This window comes from Nocardiopsis sp. NPDC006832 (assembly GCF_040635885.1).
GTDB lineage: Bacteria > Actinomycetota > Actinomycetes > Streptosporangiales > Streptosporangiaceae > Nocardiopsis.
Window position 1 is genome coordinate 1 of record NZ_JBEYLC010000116.1, and the last position, 8,202, is coordinate 8,202.

General features: G+C 68.1%; 10 protein-coding genes and 1 CRISPR repeat array. Of the genes, 4 read left to right on the forward strand and 6 right to left on the reverse strand.

Going from position 1 to position 8,202, the window contains the following annotated elements:
- On the forward strand, window positions 1-247 hold a 247-nt coding region (locus ABZ717_RS28080), incomplete at its 5' end, for a peptide deformylase (protein ID WP_358516113.1).
- 55 nt (window positions 248-302) lie between these two features.
- Window positions 303-1,369: a CRISPR direct-repeat array (repeat unit 29 nt; unit sequence GGGTCCATCCCCGCGTGCGCGGGGAGCAG).
- 169 nt (window positions 1,370-1,538) lie between these two features.
- Here the strand turns inward: ABZ717_RS28080 and ABZ717_RS28085 are convergent.
- Window positions 1,539-1,940: a hypothetical protein gene (locus ABZ717_RS28085; protein WP_358516116.1), complete on the reverse strand. Its 402-nt coding sequence runs from the start codon at window positions 1,938-1,940 to the stop codon at window positions 1,539-1,541.
- Window positions 1,937-2,461 (reverse strand): ATP-binding protein, encoded by a 525-nt coding sequence (locus tag ABZ717_RS28090; protein ID WP_358516118.1) that lies wholly within the window; start codon window positions 2,459-2,461, stop codon window positions 1,937-1,939. The genes ABZ717_RS28085 and ABZ717_RS28090 overlap by 4 nt, the downstream gene beginning before the upstream one ends.
- A 331-nt stretch (window positions 2,462-2,792) precedes the next feature.
- Here ABZ717_RS28090 and ABZ717_RS28095 point away from each other — a divergent pair, with 331 nt between their 5' ends.
- Entirely contained in the window at window positions 2,793-3,635 is an 843-nt protein-coding gene (locus ABZ717_RS28095) for a DUF5753 domain-containing protein (protein WP_358516121.1), read from the forward strand.
- Window position 3,636: 1 nt separating this feature from the next.
- The gene (locus tag ABZ717_RS28100; RefSeq protein ID WP_358516124.1) at window positions 3,637-3,810 is read left to right on the forward strand and encodes a DUF397 domain-containing protein; all 174 of its coding nucleotides are present in this window, start codon (window positions 3,637-3,639) and stop codon (window positions 3,808-3,810) included.
- 75 nt (window positions 3,811-3,885) lie between these two features.
- Here the strand turns inward: ABZ717_RS28100 and ABZ717_RS28105 are convergent, their stop codons facing one another.
- The 4 genes from ABZ717_RS28105 to ABZ717_RS28120 form a co-directional block, all read right to left on the reverse strand.
- Window positions 3,886-5,055, reverse strand: coding sequence for a UDP-N-acetylglucosamine--N-acetylmuramyl-(pentapeptide) pyrophosphoryl-undecaprenol N-acetylglucosamine transferase (locus ABZ717_RS28105; protein WP_358516127.1), 1,170 nt, complete (start codon window positions 5,053-5,055; stop codon window positions 3,886-3,888).
- 319 nt (window positions 5,056-5,374) lie between these two features.
- Window positions 5,375-6,361, reverse strand: a complete 987-nt coding sequence (locus ABZ717_RS28110) for a sigma-70 family RNA polymerase sigma factor (protein ID WP_358516130.1) — start codon at window positions 6,359-6,361, stop codon at window positions 5,375-5,377.
- Between the two features lie 135 nt (window positions 6,362-6,496).
- On the reverse strand, window positions 6,497-6,895 hold the full coding sequence (locus ABZ717_RS28115) for a VOC family protein (RefSeq protein WP_358516132.1): 399 nt from the start codon (window positions 6,893-6,895) through the stop codon (window positions 6,497-6,499).
- A gap of 81 nt (window positions 6,896-6,976) precedes the next feature.
- Window positions 6,977-7,363: a VOC family protein gene (locus ABZ717_RS28120; protein ID WP_358516135.1), complete on the reverse strand. Its 387-nt coding sequence runs from the start codon at window positions 7,361-7,363 to the stop codon at window positions 6,977-6,979.
- A gap of 250 nt (window positions 7,364-7,613) precedes the next feature.
- Here ABZ717_RS28120 and ABZ717_RS28125 point away from each other — a divergent pair.
- Window positions 7,614-8,202, forward strand: a 589-nt coding sequence (locus ABZ717_RS28125) for an alcohol dehydrogenase catalytic domain-containing protein (RefSeq protein ID WP_358516139.1), incomplete at its 3' end; no start/stop codon positions are given.

The window sequence follows — 8,202 nt, forward strand, 5'->3', positions numbered from 1 at the left end:
GAGCTTCTTCGACGTACGCGGGCTGGTTCCCCGTCCGCGCCGTATCGAGGTCGAGCACACGAGGTCGGACGGGTCCACCGCCATCGCGGTGTTTACCAATGCTCTGGCCCGCCTCGTGGCACATGAGGTGGACCACCTACACGGTATGACGTACAAGGACCGGATGGTTGAAGGGACCTCCCCCATCCCGGTGGAGGAATACCGGGGAACCGGCAAGTCCTGGAACTACGACCGCGACACGGTGTAGATGTCCCTGGCAAAGTTCGGGCCGTGGTCCTAACCCCCGCGTCGACCCCAAGGGGAGGTCCATCCCCGCGTGCGCGGGGAGCAGCGAATCCAGGGCGACGGCGGAAACGTCGACGTGGGTCCATCCCCGCGTGCGCGGGGAGCAGCGCCCCGAGGTGTTGTGCTTGGGCAGCCGGTAGGGTCCATCCCCGCGTGCGCGGGGAGCAGGCGACCTTCTTGGTGTCGATCCGGGTGGGAATGGGTCCATCCCCGCGTGCGCGGGGAGCAGCACCCCCCAATGAGACACACCCCGCTCATCCCGGGTCCATCCCCGCGTGCGCGGGGAGCAGAGTGCCGCAGCATGTCACCCAGAACTCGTTCAGGGTCCATCCCCGCGTGCGCGGGGAGCAGATCGGAGCCTGATCCGGGCCACGGCCATTCATGGGTCCATCCCCGCGTGCGCGGGGAGCAGGAGGTCGCACGCAGCGGCGACAGTGTGGACGTGGGTCCATCCCCGCGTGCGCGGGGAGCAGCGGTCGGGGGACCGGGTCAGGAGGGCCCACCGGGGTCCATCCCCGCGTGCGCGGGGAGCAGTTGCCCTCGGTTTCCTGCCTGTAGCCCTCAGGGGGTCCATCCCCGCGTGCGCGGGGAGCAGGGTCCTCACACGGCGCGCGCGGCGGGGCCGGCGGGTCCATCCCCGCGTGCGCGGGGAGCAGTTGGCGGTCGGGTTGTCCGGCATGGGTGATGCGGGTCCATCCCCGCGTGCGCGGGGAGCAGCGATGCCGATCTGTGCGAGTGCGGCCTTCTGCGGGGTCCATCCCCGCGTGCGCGGGGAGCAGGCTTCGGCCGGGGTGGTCGGCCACGTGATGGGGGGTCCATCCCCGCGTGCGCGGGGAGCAGCTGCCCCGGGGCGGCACGGTAGACCTCTGCAAGGGTCCATCCCCGCGTGCGCGGGGAGCAGCTGCAAACCGCGGGGCTGCTATGGCCCGAGTCGGGTCCATCCCCGCGTGCGCGGGGAGCAGCCCGGCAGGTACGCCGACACCGAGTGCCGACAGGGTCCATCCCCGCGTGCGCGGGGAGCAGTTGCTCCACGGGCACCAGGCCGGCGGCGTCGAGGGTCCATCCCCGCGTGCGCGGGGAGCAGTCTCGCTGACCTGCATCTTTACCCGGCGAACATGCTCGAATCTGCAACTTGTTGAGAGTTGGACACCAGGACCTTTTCTTCACAAAGGGGACTAATCGAGCCTTCGGGGCTCCTCACGCTGTTGTCAACGGTATCGGAGGAGCCCCAGCTTTGAGGGACAGCCGTGGCGTTACAGCAATCCGGCGGTGAGGTGGTGGGCGAAGGCACCGGCTAAGGCTGCCAGGGTGTAGCCGAACAGGGGCCAGGCGATGCGGCGGCGTCGGCGGGGCTTGCGGTGGCTGTGCGGACGCCGGGGGCGACGCGGGAGCGGCGGGCGTTCTGGGCGTGGGCGAGGCACCCACGGGCCGTCGTCAGGGGCCGGTCGGGGGTGCGGGACCAGGGGTTTCGGCGGCCGGCCGGGTGTGGGCGTGGGTTCGTGTGGACGTTGGGGCGCCCAAGCACTCCATCCGTCGAGGAGGGCCACCCGGCGCTGTTCGCGACGTGGCGGTGCCGGGTGGGTGCGGGAGAATCGGCGGCCTCGGGGTGCCTCCAGCACCGCGCGCATCTCGGAGGAGATCGGGTCGGCGCTCACCGGTCGGCCTCCGTGGTGGTGAGGGTGAATTCAGCCCATACGAGGGTGCCCAGCCCGGCGCAGAACGGAAAGTCCACCACCGGTCGACTCCCCCAGCGGGTGGCCAGATGTTCGATGAGCAACAGTCCACGGCCGCGTTCGGCCTCCTCCCATTCGGTGGCGGTGCGCTGGTGCGGGATGCGCGGGAGGGTGGGAGCTTCTTCGCGGGCACCGTCGTCAATGGTGGACACGCACAGGGTGTGTGCGGTGGGCATGGACAAGGTGCGCAGCACCCGACCGTCGTGTTGGCCGGAGCGGGAGTGATCGCAAGCATTGGCGAACATCTCGCTGGCGCAGAGAACGATGGTCTCGGACTGGTCCGAGCAGAGACCTTCGAGGCGGTGCAGGTCGGCGCGCAGGTCTTCTCGAACCCAAGCGGCTTGAGCCAAGTCACCGGGGTAGACGCGACCGGCCCACCGTCGCCCGGCGAAGGGCGGGGTGGGGGTGTGGAAAGGCGCGCGGGAACGCGGCACAATGGGCATGACGCACAACTCCTTATGGAGAGAGTCCTGTGTTGTCGTTGGGCTCTGGAGGCGCCGCAATCGCCCCCAGAGCCCACTTTCGTGTCAGCCACCCGTAGGGAAGCTGTTCCGGTCATGAGCTGGCGCTCTCCCGGTGGCAAGGACAGGCTCTGACGCTTCCGGTTCGTCCCACATCCACAGCATTCGGGCTCGTGTGCGGACCTGAGCAGCCCCAAGAGCTGCGTCATCCTCTTCCCTGCTGACACCAGGATGGACTTATCAATTGATAAGATCAAGTAGATCTCCTATATTGATGAGTATGTCTGCTTCGTCGACCGCTAGCATCTCCCCCATGAGCAAGAGGCCTTCACCGACCGTGCGTCGCCGCCGCCTGGCTCGCGAGCTTCGTAGACTCCGAGAAGCTGCGGAGCTGTCGACCACACAGGTCACGCGAGAGCTTGGCTGGGCCGCTGGGCGAATCAATCATCTTGAGAACGGCAGGCACAGGACCGACCCCAGCGCGCTCAGAGACCTCATGCGCCTGTATCGAATCGAGGACACCAAAAAGGTCGATGCCGTCCTCGCATTAGGCCGCCAGGCTCGGGAGAAAGGTTGGTGGCACAGCTACAGCAGTGTCCTCGACGCCGACTATCTGGGATTCGAAGCGGAGGCCTCCACCGTTAGCGTCTACCAGCCGTCCGTCATCCCTGGACTATTTCAAACCGCCGGGTACGCTGCGCTTTCCGCACGGGCGAGTGGCGCGGTCACCGAAGACGACATCGATCAGGTCATCGCAGCACGTCTAGAACGCAAGAAACTTCTTCGCGACGACCTCAACCTCTTGGCCATCGTGGATGAAAGTGCACTCCTGCGGCTGTCTCACTCCCCCGAGGTAGCCAAAGAGCAGATCTCGCACCTCATCGATCTGAGCGAAGGCGTCAACAGAGTCACCCTGCAAGTGCTACCGCTCAGCGCTGGGCTACACGCTTCCATGGGATCCGGCTTTGTCATCCTGGACTACGCCGACGAGTCCGACCCCTCGCTCGTGTATCTGGAAGGGCGCACTGGGGGCACGTTCCTGGAGAAAAAAGAGGAAGTCGATGACTATCGTCAGGTACTCACCTCTTTGATGCGGTCGGCCCTGAGCGAGAACGAATCCCTAAAGGCACTAAAAAACCTTATGAAAGAAGTCTGACGTGGAGTTTCACAAGTCTTCCTACAGCGCCACCGAGAGCCATTGTGTCGAGGTGGCCGACCTGGGCCAGGAAAGAGCCATGCGCGACACCAAGCACCGTGAACTCGGTGCGCTCTTCTTCGGTGCCGGCGAGTGGCGGACCTTCCTCGATACCACCAAGGCAGACCTTCGTTAAGACACCATTTCCCAAATACAGCGCTCAGGCCCCACCCTCTCGTCTGCGGGTGGGGCCTGATGCTTGTCGAGCGAATTAACCTGCGGCGGTCAGCAACACGTCCACCAGACGCTCCGCCGCGTCCGGACGCCCGTGGGCGCGGGCGTTGGTGGCGATCTCCTCGCGTCGGGCGGAGTCCTTCAGCAACGGCTCCACCGCGCCCTGAAGGCTCTCGGGGGTGACCTCACCCAGCAGCGCCACCGCCGCGTTGGACTCCTGCAAGTGGCGGGCGTTGTGGGCCTGCTCGTTACCGGCCGAGGAAGCCAGCGGGATGAACACCGCGGCCTTGCCCAGGGCGGTGAGTTCGGCGATGGTCCCCGCACCGCTGCGGGAGATCACCACGTCCGCCATCGCGAGCACGTCGGGCAGCTCGGGGCCGACGAAGTCGGTCAGGTGGTAGCGCTCGGCCAAACCGGGCGGGAGCTGCTGAGCGCTCTCCCGGAGACCCGCGACGTTGGCCGCTCCGCACTGGTGGACCACGTTCGCCCGCGCGAGCAGCCAGGGCAGGATGGCCCGGACGTTGTCGTTGATCTGGGCCGACCCCTGCGCGCCACCGGTGACGTAGATGGTGGGCAACTGGGCGTCGTAGCCCTCGAAGCCCAGGCCCTTGGCACCGAGTTCGGCCCGGCCGGTGAGGACCTCGGGGCGGACGGGGTTGCCGGTGACGACGGCGTCGCCCTGGGAGGAGTCGGGCAGCAACTCCACGGAGGACTCGGCGGACACCGCGATCTGGGCACCGGCGCGGGCCAGGACCTTGTTGGCCAGCCCCAGACGGACAGTCTGTTCGTGGACGACGAGGGGCTTGCGGCACATGCGGGCGGCCAGGCCGACGGGCACGGCGACGTATCCACCGGTGGCCAGCACGACGTCGGGTTCGAAGTCGGACACGAGCTTGCAGGCCTGGGCCACGCCCCGGGGCACGTTGGTCATGTCCTTGATGTTGGCGGGAGAAGCCAGTTTGAGGGGGTTCTTGGACCGGCGGATCTTGCCGGTGGCCACCGCTTCGAACGCGATCCCGTTGGCGGTCGCCACCCTCTTCTCCAGGCTGCCCGCGGCGCCCACCCACAGCACTTCGAGAGAGTTGCCGGTCGTCTCCAGGCGCTTGCGCAGGGCGTTGATCGCGGTCAGCGCGGGGTAGGTGTGTCCGCCCGTGCCGCCGCCGGTGACGATCAGGCGCAGGTCTCGGTGGTCAGGGGTGCTGTTCACGCGGTTCCCATCCGGGTGGGTGATGAGGTGGTAGGGCCATGGTCGGTCGGCCCCTGAGCACGTTAGCCGGACCAGGGGGCCACCGAGGCCTGGTATCGGGGCGGATCCGGCTTGAATCACCCGGGTGCCCGAACTACTGGGACGGGCGTCCGCCGGGTTCGGTTCACGGGTTCGTGGAGGGGAACGGGCGGGCGCTCTGGGCGGTGTGCGGGCTCGCCCCCCGGGTGAGGGCCGGTTCGAAGTCGACGCGGTCATCGTACAGCCACGGGTGCCCGCCGAACCCGGCGCTCGGCGCACCACCCGAAAGACCGCGTCCAGGTCAGCGGTGCAGTACCGGGTCCAGGCCGAAGAGCGGGAAGAGGGTGGTGTCGAAGAAGACCGAGCAGTGTCCGATCCCCTCCCCCGTCATGGCGAGCACGTGGATGCCGAAGGCCCGGTATACGCCGTCCTCGTCGCGCAGGTACATGGCGAAGGCGGGCTGTCCGTTGGCGGCGGTGGGCACCAGAGCCAGGTCACCGGGCGCCTGGGCCGGGCACTGGGCGTGGACGAGCCGCACGATGTTCTCGGGTCCGCGTACCCAGGTGGCGAACGGTGGCATCTCGAAGGCCGCCTCGGCGGTGAACAGCTCGGTGAGCGCGCCGATGTCGTAGCTCTCGAACGCGGTGACGTACCGCTCCAAGAGCTCACGCTGGTCGGCCCTGGGCGCGGGAACCCGATCCTCCTGTGGAAGTTCCTTGGCCAGCTGGGCACGGGCCCGCTGCAACAGGCTGTTGACCGCCGGGACGGAGGTGTCCAGGATCTGGGCGACCTCGGCGGCGCTGAACCGCAGTACCTCGCGCAGGATCAGCACGGCGCGCTGTTTGGCGGGAAGGTATTGCAGGGCGGCGACCAGGGCGAGGCGGACGCTCTCGCGGTCGACCACCACGGTTCCAGGATCGTCGACGCCCACCCCGAGGCGGTCCGGCATCGGTTCCAGCCAGGGGACCTCCGAGCCGTCGGCCAGCTGGGACTCGGGGCGCTCGGTCGGCCCGCCCAGGCCCGTGGGCAGGGGCCTGCGCCCACGTTTGTCCAGGGCGGTCAGACACACCGTGGTGGCGATGCGGTGCAGCCAGGTGCGCAGGCTGGAGCGCCCCTCGAAGCGGTCGATCCCCTTCCAGGCGCGTAGACAGGTTTCCTGGACCAGGTCCTCGGCGTCGTGCGCCGAACCGAGCATGCGGTAACAGTGCGCGTACAGCTCTCGGCGGTAGGGGCCGATGAGCCGCGCGAAGTCCTGGTCGATCGTCGTTTGCTCAACCACGGTCGTCACGCTACGCCGCACCTAAGACAGAACGGATCGGGCGTGGTCGTTCCTTTGCCGGAATTTCTTCCGGTGAGCCCATGGGCCGGTGGCCGGCACCCTCCGCCGGGCGCCGACCACCGGTGGCGTGGACCTCCTCCGTTCTCAGGCCTCCTGGGGCGTGGCCTCCATGGCGGCCAGGTGTTCGGGGCTGAGCTGGACGATCTGCACGTAGTTGCCGTCGGGGTCCTGGGCGGTGGCGAACAGGCTCCCGTCACGGTCTTCCAGCGGGGCGACCCACGGGGTGCCCAGCTCCTCCATGCGGGCCACGACGTCTCGTGCGTCGGCGACGTCGAAGTTGAGGATCATCCGAGGTGCGTCGGTGGCCCTGGGCCCGATGTCGTCGCGACGGTCGATCATCATGTAGAAGTTCCCGAACCTGAGCACCCGGTAGTCGTCCATGGTGTCGTTCTGGACCGGGTCGAGCACGGCGGCGTACCAGTCGCGCAGGCGGTCGGGATCGGTGCTGGCCAGGAGCATGCTGTCGAGGACGGTGTTCTTCACGAGGTTCTCCCTGTGGTGTCGTTGGTCTGCTCGTTCACCCGTATCCGACTCGGCGGAGGCGGCGGACTCATCGCGGACGTGTCACTCCTGGATGAGGCCGATGACGTTGCCCGCCGGATCGGTGAACCAGGCGACCAGGGGTCCGCCGCCCTCACGGACGATCCCCTTGGCGTCGTGCCGGAACTCCTCGTAGCGCAGCATGGTGATCCCGCGGCGGACGAGTTCGTCGACGGCGACGTCGATGTCGTCGACCGGAAGGTTGAGGACGGTGAACACCGCGGGCGCGTGGTCGGGTTTGGGGTAGACGAGCACTCCGTGGTCCTTGCTCAGGTCGATCTGGAGCAGGCCGTGCCCTTCCATCCCCGGTACCGGCCGGACGTCCAGGCCCAGGGTGGTGCCGTAGAACTCCAGGGCGGTGTCGGGGTCGGGGACGGCGAAGGAGCCGAAGGCCCGGGTGGTGTCGAACATGTGGTCCTCCTCGAAGGCCCTGTCTCATCGAAGGTCGGTGTCTCACCCGTGTGGACCCGGGTGGTGGGCCGAACTCATCGCCTCGGTGGACGTGAGCGGGTCAAACAATGCGGACGATTCCGTGCGTACCCCTTGGGTGACGCACCGTGATCACCGGTGTTACTTTCGCGTGGGCGAGAGGGCGTCTCACGTGGCCCGGTTCGCCGGTGTCCGACAGAGGGCACCGAACCTTGTTCGAGGGAGTTCGCACATGCGCGCAGTGGTGTTCGAGAACTACAAGGAGTTCCCTTCACTCACCGAGGTGCCCAAACCGGAGCCGGGGCCGGGAGAGGTGCTCCTGCGGGTGGCCGGCGCCGGGGCGTGTCACTCCGACATCAGCGTCTACCGGGTGTTCGAGAAAGGGCAGCCCGGCGCCCAGAAGCCGCCGTTCGTCCTGGGGCACGAGAACGCCGGATGGGTCGAGGCGCTCGGCCCGGGCGTGAGCGAGCGGATCCAGGTGGGCGCCGCGTACCTGGTCTACGGTCCGATCGGTTGTTGGCACTGTCGCCAGTGCGCCCAGGGGGTGGAGACCTACTGCGAGAACGCCGCGTCCCTGCCGTACCTGGCGGTGGGGCTGGGCCGGGACGGCGGCATGGCCGAGTACATGACGGTGCCCGCCCGGCACCTGGTCCCGCTGGGCGACGCCGACCCGGTGGCCGCGGCCCCGTTGGCCGACGCGGGCCTGACCCCCTACCACGCGATCAAGGAGGCGCTTCCGTACCTGGCCGGCGGTGGTCGGTACGCGCTGGCCATCGGGCTGGGCGGCCTCGGCCTGATCGGGGTGCAGATCCTGCGGGCGT